At 66.6% G+C, this 17645-nt stretch carries 12 protein-coding genes; all 12 read right to left on the minus strand.

Going from position 1 to position 17645, the window contains the following annotated elements:
* Window position 1 precedes the first annotated feature (1 nt).
* On the minus strand, window positions 2-532 hold the full coding sequence (locus CH292_RS23135; protein ID WP_019666396.1) for a shikimate kinase: 531 nt from the start codon (window positions 530-532) through the stop codon (window positions 2-4).
* Window positions 529-1716: a chorismate synthase gene (gene aroC / locus CH292_RS23140; protein ID WP_094655883.1), complete on the minus strand. Its 1188-nt coding sequence runs from the start codon at window positions 1714-1716 to the stop codon at window positions 529-531. Before aroC ends, CH292_RS23135 begins: the two co-directional genes overlap by 4 nt.
* A 13-nt stretch (window positions 1717-1729) precedes the next feature.
* A complete protein-coding gene (locus tag CH292_RS23145; protein WP_230594246.1) occupies window positions 1730-2155 on the minus strand; it encodes an A24 family peptidase in 426 nt (141 codons plus the stop codon).
* A 115-nt stretch (window positions 2156-2270) separates the two neighbouring features.
* Window positions 2271-3080, minus strand: a complete 810-nt coding sequence (locus CH292_RS23150; protein ID WP_020110132.1) for a shikimate dehydrogenase — start codon at window positions 3078-3080, stop codon at window positions 2271-2273.
* A gap of 3 nt (window positions 3081-3083) precedes the next feature.
* Window positions 3084-4409, minus strand: a complete 1326-nt coding sequence (gene mltG / locus CH292_RS23155) for an endolytic transglycosylase MltG (RefSeq protein ID WP_020110133.1) — start codon at window positions 4407-4409, stop codon at window positions 3084-3086.
* Window positions 4406-4978: a Holliday junction resolvase RuvX gene (gene ruvX / locus CH292_RS23160; protein ID WP_019666401.1), complete on the minus strand. Its 573-nt coding sequence runs from the start codon at window positions 4976-4978 to the stop codon at window positions 4406-4408. Before ruvX ends, mltG begins: the two co-directional genes overlap by 4 nt.
* A 2-nt stretch (window positions 4979-4980) precedes the next feature.
* Entirely contained in the window at window positions 4981-7650 is a 2670-nt protein-coding gene (alaS, locus tag CH292_RS23165; RefSeq protein WP_033189679.1) for an alanine--tRNA ligase, read from the minus strand.
* A 55-nt stretch (window positions 7651-7705) separates the two neighbouring features.
* Window positions 7706-9112, minus strand: coding sequence for a replication-associated recombination protein A (locus CH292_RS23170; RefSeq protein ID WP_094655826.1), 1407 nt, complete (start codon window positions 9110-9112; stop codon window positions 7706-7708).
* A 7-nt stretch (window positions 9113-9119) separates the two neighbouring features.
* Complete coding sequence (locus CH292_RS23175; RefSeq protein ID WP_019666404.1) at window positions 9120-10298, minus strand: hypothetical protein; 1179 nt, start codon at window positions 10296-10298, stop codon at window positions 9120-9122.
* 80 nt (window positions 10299-10378) lie between these two features.
* A complete protein-coding gene (locus tag CH292_RS23180; protein ID WP_019666405.1) occupies window positions 10379-11287 on the minus strand; it encodes a transglutaminase family protein in 909 nt (302 codons plus the stop codon).
* Window positions 11284-14019 (minus strand): circularly permuted type 2 ATP-grasp protein, encoded by a 2736-nt coding sequence (locus CH292_RS23185; RefSeq protein WP_094655827.1) that lies wholly within the window; start codon window positions 14017-14019, stop codon window positions 11284-11286. The genes CH292_RS23180 and CH292_RS23185 overlap by 4 nt, the downstream gene beginning before the upstream one ends.
* Window positions 14020-14067: 48 nt before the next feature.
* Window positions 14068-17466 carry a DUF2126 domain-containing protein gene (locus CH292_RS23190; protein ID WP_020110138.1) on the minus strand — a complete coding sequence of 1133 codons (3399 nt, stop codon included), beginning with the start codon at window positions 17464-17466 and terminating at the stop codon, window positions 14068-14070.
* Window positions 17467-17645: the final 179 nt, after the last annotated feature.

Below are 17645 nucleotides of genomic sequence, written 5' to 3' on the forward strand. Positions count from 1 at the left end.
GTCACCTCACACTTTTCTGCTCGTGGTACTGGGTCAGTTTCGAGACGACCTGCCCGACGACCCGCGCCGGACTTCGACCGTCGGTACGTACTCGAATGGACGCGACTCCGCGGTAGAGAGGTCGACGTGTTCGCATCAGATGTTGGTACTTCGCGCGTGGATCGGGCCCGGCCAACAGTGGCCGGGCGGTGTTCGCGCCGGTGCGCCGCAGGCCCTCGGCGACACTGATCTCGAGGTACACGACGGGCAACGGCGCCAGAAGTGCTCGGGTCCGTTCGGACAACACCGAACCACCTCCGAGGGAGACGACGCCGGAGTGCGTCGCCAACGCCTCTGCGACGACGGTCTCCTCGATGCTTCGGAAGGCCGGTTCCCCATCTTGCGAGAAAATGTCCGCGATCGTGCGCCCCGTGGTCCGTTCGATGGCCACGTCGGTGTCCAGAAGCTCGAGCTCCAGCGCCGCGGCGACCCGTCGACCGATCGTGGACTTGCCGGCGCCGGGCGGGCCGACCAGCACCGCGTACGGAGTCATCGCGGAGGTCGGGCAGCTGTGCCCTTCACGTAGTGATCGACGTTGCTGACCGTCTCCGCCAACGAATCTCCACCGAACTTCTCCAACGCTGCCTGCGCGACGACGAGAGCCACCATGGTCTCGGCGACGACCCCCGCGGCGGGCACGGCGCACACGTCGGAACGCTGGTGAATGGCGACGGCTTCGTCGCCGGTACTCATGTCGACCGTCGCGAGAGCACGAGGCACCGTGGAGATGGGCTTCATGGCCGCGCGGACGCGGATGGCTTCACCGTTGGTCATTCCGCCCTCGAGCCCACCGGCGCGGTTGGTGGAACGGAGAATGCCGTCGGGCCCGGGTGTCATCTCGTCGTGCGCGGCGCTGCCGCGTCGACGGGCAGTCTCGAAGCCGTCGCCGACCTCGACACCCTTGATGGCCTGGATCCCCATGAGTGCGGCAGCGAGCCGTGCGTCGAGCCGGCTCTCGCCGCTGACGAAGGACCCGAGACCCACGGGCAACCCGTGCACGACGACCTCGACGATTCCGCCGAGGGTGTCGCCGTCTCGCTTGGCTGCTTCGATCTCGGCGATCATCGATTCCTCGGCCGCCTTGTCGAACGCCCGCACCGGACTTGCGTCGATGGCGTCGAGGTCGTCACCGTGCGGCGGCGGGCCGACGTAAGGATCGGAGGCACCGATGGAGATGACGTGCGAGACGACGTCGACACCGAATGCCTGCTTCAGGAATCGACGGGCGACGGTGCCGATCGCGACACGAGCCGCGGTCTCACGCGCACTCGCGCGCTCGAGAACCGGGCGGGCGTCGTCGAATCCGTACTTGAGCATGCCCGAGTAGTCGGCGTGGCCCGGCCGTGGGCGTGTCAGCGGTGTGTTGCGTGCGAGATCCGACAGGACGCTCTGATCGATGGGATCGGCCGACATGACCTGCTCCCACTTCGGCCACTCGGTGTTACCCACCTCGATGGCGATGGGGCCACCGAGGGTACGACCGTGCCGCACACCGCCGGTGATGGTGACCTTGTCCGCCTCGAACTTCATCCGCGCACCTCGGCCGTACCCAAGACGGCGACGAGCGAGTTGAGTGGCAATGTCCTCGGAGTTCACCTCGACGCCCGCCACCATTCCTTCGAGAATGGATACGAGAGCGGGACCGTGGGATTCTCCGGCAGTTATCCAGCGCAGCACAGCGACCATCTTTTCACGTCGGGGCCACGGTGATCGCCAGCAGGGTCGCCGCGCACATCGCCGGGCCGTGGGGCACTGCGACGTGGCGTCGCCCGGCGAGGACACAGGCCATCCCGGCCGCCCCGGTGAGCAGCGGCGCAGTCACGGCCGCCATGGCCCACGCGTCCACACCGAACTGTCCCGCGACGCCTCCGACGGTGAACGCCAACTTGACGTCACCGGCACCGAACGCGCGTGGCACCGCCAGGTGCACCACCAGATAACACCCGAACAATGCACCGGCGCCCGCGAACGTCGCACCGTACTCGTCACCGGTGACAGCCCATCCGATCAGTCCGGCCGCCCCGACGCCGGTGAGGAGGTTCGGGAGCCTGCGAGTCGCGAGGTCGACCGCGCTGGACACCACGCACCACAGGACGAACAGAGCGCACCACGTCACGGGAATCACTCTGGACCGAGCACCCGAGGGAGCCGACGCGACGTCCCAGCTCGGACATTGCCCTGTGCACAACCGCCGACCTGTGGACAACGCGCAGGCCGTTCACCGGACGGCGCTACGGCGCGGCGAGGGCGGCGCGCATCTCGTCCTTGGGTGCGGGCCGACCCGTGAACTGCTCGACCTGCCCGTACGCCTGGTTCAGCAGCATGGCCAGACCGGAGACGACGGTGCCGCCTGCGCCGCGGACTGCGTCGGCCAACGGAGTCGGCCACGGGTCGTAGATCGCGTCGAGGACGACGGGAGCCTGCGCCATCGCGTGTGCGTACGGTGCGGCGCCGTTCGCCGGAACGGTACTGACCAACACCGACGACGCAGCCGCAGTGTCGGCCAGTTCGGGATCGTCGACGGCCAGAAAAGCTGCGCGCACTCCCGACGCCGCCGCGCAGTCGAGGGTGTCCTGTGCTCTCTCACGCGAGCGTGCGACGACGGTGACCGATGTCGCGCCCAATTCGGCCAGGGCGACGATCGCCGGCCGTGACGTGCCACCGGCTCCGACGACGGTGACGGCCGTTCCCGTCAGATCGTCGGTCCCGGCTTCCCTCAACGCCCCGAGCACACCGTCGACGTCGGTGCAGTCAGCTCGCCAGTGCCCGTCGACGCGAACGAGCGTGTTGGCCGATCCAGCGAGCACAGCACGTTCGGTGCGTTCGTCGGCGTAGGTGAGGGCCGCGACCTTGCCCGGCATCGTCACCGACAGACCGATCCAGTCGGAGGCGAGCCCGTCGACGAGCCCGGGAAGCTGCTCCCCCGTGCATTCGATTCTCTCGTACGTCCAGTCGGTCAACCCGAGGGCGGCGTACGCAGCACGGTGGAGAAGCGGAGACTTCGAGTGCCCGATGGGGCTCCCCAGAACAGCAGCATGCACCGATCAGCGGCCGCTCTCGAGGAAGCCGTCCTCGACCAGTCCGATGTTCGCAAGGTGCTCGTCGTAGCTGCGGGTGAACAGCGTGTCGCCCGCCGCGTTGATGGTGACGAAGTACAGCCAGTCACCGTCGGCCGGCGCTTCGACCGCTTCCACCGCCGCGACGCTCGGCGCGGCGATCGGAGTGGCCGGGAGTCCTTCCATCGCATAGGTGTTCCACGGAGTAACGGTCGCCCGGTCGAGGTCGGTCGTCGCGACCTCGGTGGTGTCGAGCGCGTAGTTGACCGTCGAGTCGAACTCCAGCTTCTGAGGCTCGGCCAGGCGGTTGATGATCACCCGCGCGACCTTGCTGAAGTCCGCAGGCAACGACTCACGTTCGACGAGGGATGCGGCGACCAGAGTCTGATACGGATCGAGGCCGGAATTGGTTCCGGCGGTCAGGATTCCGGTGCTCTCGTACGTAGTGGCACTCTCGGACACGAGCTGACTCAGGATCTCGCCCGGCGTGGCGGTGGGATCGATGTCCCAGCTGCCTGCCGCGATCAGTCCTTCGAGTTGACGATCACGATCGGGGACCCCACGTACCTGATCGGTTGCCCATGCCGGGACCCCCAACGCAGTCGGGTCGTCGACGCCACCCGCGGCGTTGAAGTCCTCGTACGAGATGCAGGTGGGGGTTCCGCTTCCCGTCGCGTCGACGCAACTGGCCTCGGACAACAGCGTGTAGATGCCCTTCTTGACCGCGTCGGTGTTGACGTCACGCGAGTCGTGCAGCTGGCGTCCCTCGGAGATCACCACACTTCCGACGCGCGACGCCGGGTCCACCAGAGTGGCGACGGCTTCGGATGCCGGCACATTGCTGGGCAGCAGGTAGTAACCCGGCTGCACCGACGCCATCGCGGAGTTCTGGACTGCGGCGCCCATGAACGCCCCCTCGCTGGCGACGACTCCCTTGGCGACGGCCTCGCCGCCGATCTGCTGCGCCGTGTCACCGGGATGGACCCGGACGACGACGGAGTCTCCGCGGGCACCGGCCGGGTAATCCTCCGCGACGACAGCGCCACCGGAGAACCGGTCGTACACGAAGTAGCCTCCGCCCGCGAGCACGAGAATCAGGACGAGGCCGAGTGTGGCCCCGATGATGCGGCCGCGCTTGCGCCGGCTACCGGCTTTGCGTGCGTGCCTTGTCTGCGCCCTGCTCCGGCCGACCTCCTGCGGCAGGCCTCTGGGGGCAGCGCCCTCGTGTACGGCACGATGGAACTCGCTGCCCTCCCCGGTCGGGTAGCCGATCGGATCGGTGTGGGCCTCGTCCTCGTGCTGCCTGTAGTTCACTCGCCGACCTCCGGGATGCGACTCTGCTCTTCCGACGGGGTGGAAACTGGGTGTTCTTGCCGAGCGAGATGCGCCGAACGTTCGTCCAGCCATCCCTGAAGGATTGCGACGGCCGCGGCCTGATCGATCACGCCGCGTTGGGCTTTCGCGCGAACGCCGCTGTCGCGCAGCGCACGCGACGCCGTCACCGTGGTGAGTCGTTCGTCGGCCATACGGATCGGAACGTCCGGTATGTGCCGTGCGAGTACGCGAGCGAAACCCTGGGCTGCTTTGACGGCGGAGCCGCTCTCGCCGCGCAACGTCCGCGGCAACCCGACGACGATCTCGACGACCTCGTATTCGCGGGCGAGCTCGACGACACGAGCGACATCGGATGCGTCCGCGCCTTTCGCCTTGGCTCTGGCCACGGTCTCGACCGGAGTGGCCAGTACGCATCCCGGGTCGCTCGATGCGACACCGATACGGACACTGCCGACGTCGATCCCGAGCCGTCTCCCTGGTCCCGGGTCGTCGAACCCTGGCCGATCCGGCGTCCGACCGGCGCCGGATCGGGCTGTGGATTCACTCACGATCAGGCGTCGACTGCTTCGGAGATACGAGCACGGACGGCCACGAGGGCCTGGGCGATGCCGTCCGGATCGGATCCGGAACCCTGCGCGGAATCGGCTTTACCGCCGCCACGTCCGCCGATCGCCGGACCGAAACTGCCGACGAGTTCGCCTGCCTTCACGCCTGCGTCCTGAGCGGCCTTGTTGGTGACGACGACGAACGGCACCTTGCCGTCCACCGAGCCGAACAGCACGACGACCGCCGGGTCACTGCCGAGCCTGCCTCGTACGTCGGTCGCGAGGGTCCGCAGGTCGTTTCCGCCCACACCGTCCGGTGCCCGAGAGATGACCGCCCGAACGCTGCCGATCCGCTCCGCGCCGGCGGCCAGATCCCCGGCCGAGGACAGAACCGCAGCAGCCTTGACGGCCTCGAGCTCCTTCTCCGCCACGCGGAGCTTCTCCACCAGCGTCTCGATTCGGGCCGGCACTTCCTCGCTCGGAACCTTCAGGGACGACGCGACTCCCGCGAGAAGCGCACGTTCCTTCGCCAGGTACCGGTACGAATCGAGTCCGACGAATGCCTCCACGCGGCGCACACCCGACCCGACCGACGACTCTCCCAGCAATGTGACGGGCCCGATCTGCGAGGAATGCTCGACGTGCGTGCCGCCGCACAGCTCCATCGAGAACGGCCCGCCGATCTCCACGACACGCACCTCGTCGCCGTAGTTCTCACCGAACAGCGCCATCGCGCCCATCGCCTTGGCACTCGCGAGATCAGTCACGGACGTGTTGACCGCGAAGTCGGCGCCGATCGCATCGTTCGCGACGGCTTCGATGTCGCTTCGCTGCGATTCCGTCAGCGCACCCTGCCATGAGAAGTCGAACCGCAGATAGCCGGGCTTGTTCAGCGAACCGGCCTGAGTTGCGTTGGGGCCCAGAATCTGTCGGAGTGCGGCGTGCACCATGTGCGTACCCGAGTGGCCCTGCGTCGCGCCCTTGCGCCACGCCGGATCGACGGACACACGTACCACGTCGCCTTCGGTGATCTGCCCTGTCTGCACCGTCACCTTGTGCGTCCACACCTTCTTGGCGATCTTCTGCACATCGTCGACCTCGACCGACAGTCCAGGCGCCGTGATGGTGCCGATGTCCGCGATCTGACCACCGGACTCCGCATACAGCGGACTCCGGTCGAGGATCACCTCGACAGATTCCCCGGCAGTGGCCGTCGGGACACGGACGCCGCCGGAGATCAGGGCGAGAACGTTCGCCTCCGAGGACAACTCGTCGAACCCGGTGAACTCGGTCGGCCCACGATCGACGAAATCCTTGTACACCGACAGGTCGGTGTGCGCATGCTTGCGGGCCCGGGCGTCGTCCTTGGCGCGTTGACGTTGCTCGGCCATGAGCGACCGGAACCCGTCCTCGTCGACGGTCAGCCCCGCCTCCGACGCCATCTCGAGCGTCAGGTCGATCGGGAATCCGTAGGTGTCGTGCAGCGCGAACGCTTCGGCACCGCCGATCGTCTTCCTGCCCGAGGACTTGACCGTCTCCGCGGCCGTGTCGAACAGCTTGGACCCCGAAGTCAGGGTCTTCAGGAACGCCGTCTCCTCGCCGACCGAGACGTTGAGGATGCGGTCGAACCCGGAGACCAACTCGGGGTACGACTCGGCCATCGTGTCTCGGACGACGGTGATCAGCTGAGCCATCGTCTGATCCGGTGCACCGAGCAGACGTGCGGACCGCACGATTCTGCGCAGCAGACGCCGCAGTACGTAACCGCGTCCGTCGTTGCCGGGGTTGACTCCGTCGGAGATCAGCAGTGCCGCCGTGCGGGCGTGGTCCGCGATGACACGAAAACGAACATCGTCGGTGTGATCGACGCCGTACGTGCGTCCGCTGAGTTCCTCGGCCTTGGCGATGACCGGACGTACCAAGTCGGTCTCGTACACGTTGTCGACGCCCTGCAGCAGGAACGCGACACGCTCGACGCCCATGCCGGTGTCGATGTTCTGCTTCGGCAGCGGACCGAGTATCTCGAAGTCGTCCTTGCTGATCCCCTGGCCGCGCTCGTTCTGCATGAAGACGAGGTTCCAGATCTCGATGTAGCGATCCTCGTCGGCCTCGGGACCACCGTCGACTCCGTACTCGGGGCCACGGTCGTAGTAGATCTCGGAGCACGGACCGCACGGCCCGGGGATGCCCATCGACCAGTAGTTGTCCGCCATGCCGCGACGCTGGATCCGCTCGTCCGGAATCCCGGCGAGTTCCTTCCACAGCGCGATTGCCTCGTCGTCGTCGAGGTACGCCGTCACCCAGATGCGCTCGGGATCGAACCCGTAGCCACCGTCCTCGACGCTTCCCGTCAGCAGCGACCACGCGAACTTGATGGCGTCACGCTTGAAGTAATCGCCGAACGAGAAATTGCCGGCCATCTGGAAGAAGGTGTTGTGGCGCGTCGTGATCCCGACGTTCTCGATATCCAGTGTGCGGACGCACTTCTGGACGCTGGTGGCCGTTGCGTACGGCGGAGTCTGCTGACCCAGGAAGTACGGAACGAACTGCACCATGCCCGCATTGACGAACAGCAGGTTGGGGTCGTCGAGCACGAGCGAGGCACTGGGCACTTCGGTGTGCCCCGCCTTCACGAAGTGGTCGAGGAAACGCCTGCGAATGTCATGGGTTTGCACTGGTACAGGTTAACCGGAGAACCACGGCGCCCGCGCATGCGCCGCGACCTGCGCGTCATCCACCGCGCACGATCCTGCGGAGCTTGCCGACGCGTGTGCCGATCTCCCGTTCGACTCCGTGATCGGTGGGTTCGTAGTAGTTCACCCCGACCAGCTCGTCGGGCGGGTACTGCTGACGAAGAACCCCACCGGGATCGTTGTGCGGGTACTTGTATCCGACCGCGTTGCCGAGCGCCTCGGCGCCCTTGTAGTGGCCGTCACGAAGATGAGGAGGGACGGTGCCGGACTTCCCTGCCGCGACGTCGGCCATGGCCGCACCGAGTGCAGCGATCACAGCACCCGATTTGGGTGCCGTCGCCAGATGGATGGTGGCCTGAGCCAGCGCCAGCCGCGCCTCCGGCATACCGATCATCTGCACCGCCGTCGCGGCGGCCGTCGCGGTCTGAAGCGCAGTGGGGTCTGCCATACCGACGTCCTCGCTCGCATGAACGACGAGTCGCCTGGCGATGAACCGAGGGTCCTCCCCTGCCGTGATCATCCGTGCCAGATAATGCAGTGCCGCATCGACATCCGACCCACGAATCGATTTGATGAACGCGCTGATGACGTCGTAGTGCTGGTCTCCGTCGCGGTCGTACCTCACCGCCGCCTTGTCCACGCTCGCTTCGACGGTCGCCAGATCCAGCACCGGCCCGGTAGCCGCACCCGCCGCTGCCTCCAGCGCGGTCAGTGCGCGTCGGGCATCACCTGCAGCGAGTCGGACGAGATGTTCCATCGCGTCCTCGTCGATGGACACCGCACCGTCGAGTCCGCGTGGATCGTTCGCAGCGCGGGTCAGCAACATCTCGATGTCCGACGACGCGAGAGGCTGCAACTGCAGCACGAGCGACCTCGACAGCAACGGTGACACCACCGAGAACGAGGGATTCTCCGTCGTCGCGGCGACCAGAAGCACGATGCGGTTCTCCACCGCGGCGAGCAACGCGTCCTGCTGTGTTTTGGAGAACCGGTGTACCTCGTCGATGAAGAGGACGGTCTGTTCACCCGCAGTCAATCGACGTCGCGCGAGATCGATGACCCCGCGGACTTCCTTCACGCCGGCCGACAACGCGGACAGGGCCTCGAACTTTCGTCCGGTTGCGCCCGAGATGAGCGAGGCGAGCGTGGTCTTGCCCGTCCCCGGAGGTCCGTAGAGCATGACCGACGACGCGCCGGAACCGTCGACGAGCCGGCGCAGCGGTGCTCCCGGCTTGAGCAGATGGCTCTGGCCGACGACCTCGTCCAGCGTGACGGGGCGCATCCGCACCGCCAACGGCGCCTCGGGTGGCGTGTACGGACGCGCCTGAAACGACTGTTCGAGGACCGAATCCAGCTCACCCGGGGTGGATGGCTCGTCGGTCGGCGCGTCGAACAGACCGTGTTCGTCGTTGTCGTCGAGACCGGAGCCGAAACTCGCGTTCATTCCCCGATCAGCGATCCCACTTGCTCTCCAGCGCCGTGACGACGCGGAGGGCGAACGCGGCGACATCGGTGTCACCCGTCCGAGTTGCTTGGTCGACGAGGACGTTCCATCGAGAGATGAGCGCATCCGAACGCGGCACCGACAGATGATGCGCGCGCGCAGCAGCGATACGGGTGTGGTCGTTCGGGAGGAACCAGTACGTCGTCAACCAGACCCAGATGAGCTGCGCATCCAGGATCTTCGACGCCAGAACACCGTCGTCGGCCAGATGCGGCCAGATGCCGACGACCTCGGCGCGCCACGCGTCGATCATGGCCTGCGCTCGGTCGGCGGACAGCTCGAAGTGGCACAGGCAGCCGGGGAACGACGCCAGCGCGTACGTGATGTCCAGTGTGGCGTCGCGGAAGCCACCCCACTCGTAGTCCAGGAAGCGGACACCTTCCTCGTTGACGAGGATGTTGTCCGGGCAGAGGTCGGACGGACTGAAAGCACGAAACGCACCGTGGGCGAACAGACGGCCGCTGCGCTCGACGCGTTCACGCACAGCATCCGGAGTGTCGGTGATGCCGAGGTCCTCCTCGAGCATCCGGGGGACGGCGACGAGCGCGTCGGGGATCTGCGCCGAGATACCGTCGGCACTGGTCGGTACACCGGCCCGACGGAGCAGTGCCGCGAAATCGTCTTCTCGGCCCACCGTCGCAGCGTGCATACGCCCGAGCGCCTGCGCCATGGCCATCAGCGAGTTGGTGACCGACGCTGCATCGGAGTGCTTCAGTAGCGCCGTGATGGGGCTCGCGTCGCCGAGATCGCTGAGAATCAGCAGACGTGCACCCAGATCGTAGGCGAGCAGATCCGGACCTGGCCTGCTGTCGGTGGCGAGTGCCGTGGCGAATTGATACGACGCGGCTTCCCGAAGAAACGCGGAGGGGCCACCGGACTCGGTGTCGGCCGCCGAGTCGACCTCGGGACCGAGATCGGCAGACGCTTCCCTGACCTGCTTGATCACGAGAGTGCGTGGCAGCTGAAAGGGGTTTTCCGCCACCCGAACTCGGAGGACGGTTGCTTGACCACTGCCTCCGAGATCGACTGGGTCCACCAGCCTGACAGGTGCGCCGGTGCGCCTCGTCAGCAGGTGCTGAGCGGCGGCCACCACCTCGGATACAGGGTCTGCCAATGTTGCGGTCATCGGCTACCAAGATACCCGGTAGTTCCGACAGACTGTGGCGCCTGACGGCACCTACTGGAGGAACCTACGTACCGATTTCGTCACGACGCAGGAAAACCGACCGGAGCGACGTCCACGGACACCGAGATGCTGCTTTCCTCCGCCTCGGTGTAGATGACGCCTCGTAGTGGCGGAACGTCGGCGTAGTCACGGCCCCACGCCACCGTCGTGTACCGCTCGTCGACGAGTTGGTCGTTGGTCGGGTCGAAGGCGAGCCATCCAGCCGCGCCGGTCCACACGGCAGCCCAGGCGTGGGTGGCGTCCACCCCGATCATCCGTTCCTTGCCCGGTGGGGGTTCGGTGGCCAGGTAGCCGGACACGTATCGAGCAGCAAGACCTTTCGCCCGCAGGCACGCGATCGCGAGCCTGGCGAAATCCTGGCACACGCCCGATCGCGCCTCGAGCACGTCCGCGACTTTCGTCGACACCGTCGTGGAGCCGGACTGGTAGGTGAAATCGGTGAAGATGCGGTGCGTCAGATCGACGATCGCCTCTCGGAGTGGCCGACCTGCCGGAAAGCTCGCCTCCGCGTACGCCACGACGCCGTCGGTGATCTCCGGCGTGACGAGGTCGAGAACGAACTCCACGGCCGTGGCACGTGCACCGGACGCGGTGTACTCCCCCGGTGCCTGCGGCCTGGCCGTCTCCCACGGTTCCGTCGCACCCGACTCCAGGTCCCGAGTGGACGGCTCGTCGACCTCCACGAGCGAATCGGCGGTCACGACCAGTCTGTCGTGGTCGCTCGTCACGTGGAAGTACACGTCCTCGTTTCCGAAGACATCGACGCCGTAGGACTGATCCGTCGGCGCCGGCTGCACCTCGACCGACTTCTCGAGGCAACGCTGACCCTCGAACTCCCGCGGAGCGAGAAACCCGCGTCCGTACGACGAGGTCACGCGATCCGAATACGTGTAGGTGGTGATGTGCCGGATTCTGTACCGCCTGCTCATCGGAAATCACCACTTCCCGTCGTCTGACGTTGCGAGAGGTTACCGCCGACCGTCCCCCACAGCGGCTGAGTCCCGCCGGGAAGCACCATGTGCGTCGCAAGCACCACACGAGAGAGTTCCTCGAGCTGATCGTGAATGCCGTCCACCAACTCGACGAGGTCCACCCGCCTGCCCGAGGCGTCGACGCTTTCGAGGTCGCCCGGATCCACGCGTCGCAGCCGCACCGCGATCTGTTCGACGAGTTGTTCCGCCCGCGACGTGCCCGACGCGTCGGGAAGCGCTCCGAGATCGTCCTTGACTCGATCCAACTGATAGACCAACGATCGTGGGTTGTATTCGTCGAACAACAGCAGCTGCGCGACGGCGGCGGGGCGTGCACGGCCCCGGTTGCGGCGACGATAGATCACCGACGATTCCGCCGCGCCGAGCACGGAATCGATGACCGCCTGCTCGGTCGACGGTGTCAACGCATGGCTCAGCGTGGCGGACAGCAGTGCCGTCAGCTGAAGCCCGCGCTCGATCCGGCGGCCGCAGTCCATCAGGTACCAGCCCGCGTCACGCACCATCGACTCGGACGCCAGACCGGACAGTGACAGCAGACCGCGCAGCACCGAAGACTGCGACGCCGCCAGTTGTGCGCCGTCGGCGGTGTCGGTGTCGGCTAGCTCGCCCAGCGCTGCCTCGATCCGGCTCAGAACAGCCCAGGTGTCGTTCGACAGCTGATCCCTGACACCTCGCGCGGCTTGCTGCAGACGATCCACCGACTGTGCGACCGAGCCGAGTCGGTCCACGTCGAGCATCAGCGACCGAAGCTCGGCGACCGCGTCGGCGCAGACGTCCTCGTCGAAGAAGCCGGGGCCGGTACGAGACACCTTCGTCACGGCCTGCAGCAGGATGGGCAGGCTGTCGCTGCCGTCCAGCCACGGCATCGAGCGGTAATCCTGGTGTCGTTCGCGCGCCGCGATCAACAGACGTGTCATGTCCTCGGCGCGTTCGCTGTAGCGCCCGAACCAGAACAGATCGCCGAGCACGCGGGGCGAGCTGACGACGTCGACGTTCTCGGTCGCCGCGTACTGCGGCAATTCCTCGACCGAGGCGGGCGGCGTGTGGGCAGCCGAATCGGCCGTGGTCACCCGCTCGGCGGAACGCACCCACACGTCCTTCGACGCCACCGTGATCAGCGGGTCCGCCACGGGCGAGGTGACCAGGACCTGCCCCAGGCCGCCCGTCATCGGCGTGTATCCCGTTCGCTGGGCGACGCTGAACAGCCTCATCCCGACTTCGGCGGCACCGATCGTGCCGCCGAAACCCGACCCGGCGGGTGCACTGGAGAACTCGGGGACTTCCTGACCGACCCACGTCCACGGCTCGGCACGCAGACGATCGACGAATTCGCCTGCCGCGGCATCGGTCAGGTCGTGGCCGACGACGGTGTCACAAGTCGTCACGGATCGGAAGATCAACGAGCGAACGCCTGCCGTCAGACGCGAGACCCCGTGCTGCTCCCCGCCCCAGATCGACGGCGTCGACTCGAGCAGCAGGTCCTCGTCGAGCAACGCACGACTCAGCGCGGGTAGAAGAGAAGGAAGTGCCGGATTCTCGAGCACACCACTGCCGAGGGTGTTGACCACGGTGACTGCACCGCGACGTAGAACCTCGACCAGCCCCACGACACCCAACCGCGAATCGGGACGCAGATCCAACGGGTCGGTGAACTCGGCGTCGACGCGCCGCAGGACCACGTCCACCCGGCGAAGTTTGCCGAGCGAACGCATCCACAGGCATCCGTCGCGCACCACCAGATCGGCGTTCTCCACCAGCGGGAACCCGAGCACAGTGGCGAGGTACGCCTGGTCGAAAGCCGTCTCCGAGTGCGATCCGGGACTGAGGACCACGACGACGGGGTCCTCGGCAGCCGCGGGGGCGGCGTCGATGAGCGCAGACCGGACAGCGCGAGCGAACGTCGACAACGGGCGCGGATTCGTGTCCTGGAACAACTCGGGCGTCGCCCGCGACATCACACGGCGGTCCGCGAGCGCGTACCCGATTCCCGACGGCGCCTGTGTTCGATCGGCGACCACTCGGAACCGACCGTCGGATGCCCGGCCCACGTCGGCGGCGTGGAAGAACAGTTGCCGTGGACCTGGCACGGTGATCCCGTGCGCCTCACGGACGTACCCGGGGTCGCCGAACACCAGTTGCGGAGGAATCACACCGTCGGTGACCGTGCGCATGTCGCCGTAGAGATCGGTGAGAACTGCATCGAGCAGACGCGCGCGCTGGATCAGTCCGGCCTCGAGAACATCCCAGTCCTCGGCGGCCAGCACCAGCGGGATGCCGTCGAGGCCCCACCTCACCGGAGTCGTGAGCGCCTCGGACGCCCCCACCGACACGGGGTTGTACGTGATCCCGTGCTCGTCGACGAGGCTGCGAACTCGATTCTGCAGGGCGCGTTCGCCTCCGCGACCGGCCCGATCGAGCCCGACGATCAGTTCCGACCACTGCCGACGGAGGCCCGAGACTTTCCCGTCTCTCTCGCCGGCGCCGTCACTCAGCAGTTCGTCGTACCGGTCGTCCGAACCCGGCAACCCGCGCCGACGGCTGCGATACGCCTCGACCGCTTCCGTCGACGCGAATCCGACCGTCGAACCGGGCGCACCCGACGACGTCACCGACTCGGGCGACGCGCCGACAGGGGCCGCGCTGCTCGGTGTCGCATCCACGGGCACCATCGAGTCGTCATTCCTTCCGTCGGGCGTCGCGGGTGGCCGCGCGGGCCACTAGCCGGCGTAGACACCCGTACGCCGGAGATCCAACATGCCAGGCGCCGTCACGTCGATCGATTGGCGCGCCTGCAACTCGAGCAATCTTGCTACGTCCACCTTGCCGGAGGTGAACCCGCCCTCCTCGAATCGACCGTTGCGGCGCGCCTCGGCCTCGACCGAGTTCACCGGCGGCCCGTCGTAGGACCGCCCACCTGGATGAACCACGTGGTAGGTGCAGCCTCCGACTGCTCGTCCCGTTTGCTTTTCCACGAGGTCGAACCGAAGCGGACTCTGTACCTCGATGGTCGGGTGCAGTGCACTCGGCGGCTGCCACGCCCGGTAGCGGACGCCGGCGACCTGAACGTCCTGCCGTTCGGTCCGCAGCATCGGCACCGGAACCCCGTTGCACGTGACCATGTATCTGCCATCGTCCGCACCGGCGATCTTCACCTGAAGCCGCTCGACGGACGAGTCGACGTACCGGGCGGTGCCGGACGACGTCGACTCCTCACCCAGTGTGTTCCACGGTTCGATCGCGCCGCGCAGTTCCAATTCCGCATCACCGATCACGGTGGTCCCCAACCGCGGAAACCGGAATTCGGTGAAGGGGTCCAGCCAGCTGGTGTCGAATTCGATATCGTGCTCTCTCAGGTCCTCCGCGACTCGGCCGATGTCGCTGATCACGAAGTGCGGCAACATGTATCGGCCGTGCAGGTTCGACCCGTGCCGAATAAGCGGCGCGTCGAGCGGTGTGTCCCAGAACCTCGACACCATCGACCGCACGAGCAGCGACTGCACCATCGCCATCTGGTGGTGCGGCGGCATCTCGAATCCGCGCAGTTCCAGCAGACCCAATCGGCCGCGTGTGCTGTCCGGGCTGTAGAGCTTGTCGATGCAGAACTCCGCACGGTGTGTGTTGCCGGTGATGTCGGTCAGCAGATGACGAAGCGCGCGATCCACCACCCACGGCGACGCAGTCCGGTCCGACCCCGTCAACCTCTGGATTTCACTGAACGCGACCTCCAGTTCGTACAGCGCCTCTTCGCGGCCCTCGTCGGCCCGCGGCGCCTGCGACGTCGTTCCGATGAAGCGACCCGAGAACAGATACGACAACGACGGATGTCGCTGCCAGTGAGTCAGGAGCGACACCAGCAGGTCCGGTCGGCGCAGAATCGGCGAATCCGACGGCGTGACGCCACCCAGAGTGATGTGGTTGCCGCCGCCGGTCCCCCGCGTCGTGCCGTCGTTGTCGAATCCTTCCGTGCTCAGCCGTGATCGGCGTGCTTCGCGGTACAGCGTCTCCATCAGCTCGTTCTGTTCCGCCCAGGACGACGACGGTTGAACGTTCACCTCGATGACGCCGGGATCGGGGGTGACTGTCAATGTCTGCACGCGTGGATCCGACGGAGGTCCGTAGCCCTCGATGACGACGGGCGTCTCGATCGCCGACGCGGCGTCCTCCACCCGAGCGACCAGATCGACGAAGTCCTCCAACCGGTCCACGGGAGGCATGAACACATGCAGGACGCCCTCCCGCACTTCGGCGACGAGCGCCGTCACGCCGTTGCCGCCGACGACGCCCCGATTCGACTCGTTCGCCAGTGCGAGTCGCGCGTATCGCGCCTCGGCCGGGTCGACGGGCCGAGGTGGACGCTGCGTCATCTGACGCGCAGGCAACGGATCCTTGCGGTCGGTCGGGTCCGACGGATTCTCCGGCGGACCACCGGTCCACGAGATGGCACTGAGCGGAAGCCGCAAGCCTGCGGGCGAGTCGCCCTCGAGAAGCACGATGCGACCACGGCGGAGAGTCCAATCCGCGCTGCGCCACCCCGTGCCGTCGGGAGTTCTGCCGATGGGCAGAACGAACGCCGCTGGTTCGTCGGTACTGGACTCGAGCTTCGCCAGCAACGCCGCACGGGCGTCCGGGGTGTCGGTGCCGGGTTCGATGTCGGCGTCGACGGGCGGATCGCCGTACGGCTGCCGGACGTAGTCGAGTAGCCGCACCAACGGATCCTCGAACGCCGGTCGTGCCTGCTCTGCCGGTAATCCCAGGCCTTCCACCAGTTTTTCCACCAGAGCCCGGGACGCGGAGTTGTCCACGTCGGCGGGCCGCTCGTCGGCAGGAAGCCACGGATCGGCGATCAGATCGGAGTCGCTCCACAACGATTCACCGTCGGTCCGCCAATACAGACCGACCTGCCACCGCGGCAACGGCTCACCGGGGTACCACTTGCCCTGGCTGCGTTGGACCAACCCGTCGGGTGCGTAGATGGTGCGCAGACGCTCGGCGAGTGCGCTGGCCAGGATTCGCTTGTGCGGACCGTCGGCGGTGGTGTTCCATTCGGGCGCGTCCTGATTCTCGATGGCGACGAACGTCGGCTCACCTCCCACCGTCAATCGAATGTCCTGCGCACTCATGCGGGCATCGAGCGTCGATGCAGTCCGCCGGATGGCGTCCCACTGCTCCTGGGTGTACGGCAGTGTCGTGCGCGGGTCCTCGTGTACCCGAACCACGGTGTTGGAGAAGTCCAGCTCTGCAGTGCATTTGCTCGTGGCGCCGGAAATGGCTGCCGCCGTGGACGGGTGCGGCGTCGCCGACAGAGGGATGTGGCCTTCGCCCGCGAACAATCCGGAGGTCGGGTCCATCCCGACCCACCCCGCACCCGGGAGGTAGACCTCCGTCCACGCGTGGAGGTCCGTGAAGTCGGCTGCGGGCCCGGACGGACCGTCGAGAGACTTCACGTCGGACGCGAGCTGCACGAGGTACCCGGACACGAACCGCGCGGCCAATCCCATCTGGCGCAGAACGGACACCAGCAACCACGCCGAGTCTCGACACGAACCGACAGCTGTGGTCAGCGTGTGGTCAGGGCTCTGCACACCCGGTTCCATCCGCACCGAGTAGCCGACGTCGCCGAGGACGGCTTGGTTCGCCATCACCAGAAAATCGATGGTGCGCAGCGTGTCACCGCGTTCGCGTGCCGCCGCCTCCAACTTCTCCACCCACGTGGACACGACCGGCCCTGGGCCACTTCCTTCTTCGTCCTCGTCGACGGGCCGCAGATACGGCTCCAGATCCGGCAGGTCCGCCTTGTCGTACTGAAAACCGAAATGCTCCGCCCAGTCCTCGACGAAGAAGTCGAGCGGGTTGATGACGGCCATGTCGGCGACGAGCCCGACAGTGATCGACATGTGATCGGTTCGTTCCGGAAAAACGACGCGTGCCAGAAAGTTTCCGAACACGTCCTGCTGCCAATTCACGAAATGCTCGGCAGGTTCGATCTTCAGCGAATACGCTTCGATCGGCGTCCGAGAATGCGGCGCAGGCCGCAGTCGGATCTCGTGCGGAAACACTTGGACCGTGCGGTCGAACGAGTAACTTGTTCGATGTTCCAGAGCGACCTTGATGCCCACGGCGAGCCCCTCACAAATCTAGAATCGGTAAGAACCACCAACCTTAGAGGTCCTCAGCTGTGCCCGCTCGGTGGAGAATCGACGACGAAACCAAACGGGCGGTGGGCGCGTAGTGCTTGACACGCACCCCCGGGTGCGGTTCGCTCAGCGTCGAAATCCAGACATTTGTCAACGACTCA

The sequence above is a fragment of the Rhodococcus sp. 14-2470-1a genome (assembly GCF_002259425.1).
In the GTDB taxonomy this organism is placed as follows: Bacteria; Actinomycetota; Actinomycetes; order Mycobacteriales; family Mycobacteriaceae; genus Rhodococcoides; species Rhodococcoides fascians_E.